Raw genomic sequence first — 380 nt, 5'->3', positions numbered from 1 at the left:
ACCGCTTCATCTACATCTCTCACCACAACAGCCACTTGAAGTACATCTGTAAATATTGGCTTCTCCACTATTCTCACCTTCTTCTCAATGTTTAAAAAATAAAAAACAGAATCAAAGAACCTCTCTAACAGCTTTTTCAATCTTTTCAGAACTTGGTATCCATTCTTTCTCGAGAGCCGGGCTGAATGGAACTGGCGTTGCTGGAGGTGTGATTATCTTAACCGGGGCTTTTAGAGCATCAAATGCTCTGCTTACAGCTAATGCAGCAATATCGGTTGCAAAGCCACATCTTGGATATCCCTCATCTACAACAACGAGCCTTCCAGTCTTCTTTATAGAATTGAGTATTGTGTCAACATCTAAAGGCACCAAAGTCCTTG

1 protein-coding gene is annotated in these 380 nt (G+C 41.1%); it reads right to left on the bottom strand.

Annotated elements, in window-relative coordinates:
- Positions 1–111 precede the first annotated feature (111 nt).
- Positions 112–380 (bottom strand): transketolase C-terminal domain-containing protein (locus E3E37_RS11550; protein ID WP_305849833.1); only part of this gene is annotated, 269 nt, incomplete at its 5' end.

Origin of the sequence: Thermococcus sp. ES12 (genome assembly GCF_012027515.1) — an archaeon.
Classification (GTDB): Archaea; Methanobacteriota_B; Thermococci; order Thermococcales; family Thermococcaceae; genus Thermococcus; species Thermococcus barossii.
This window is presented reverse-complemented; position numbering and strand designations above follow the sequence as displayed.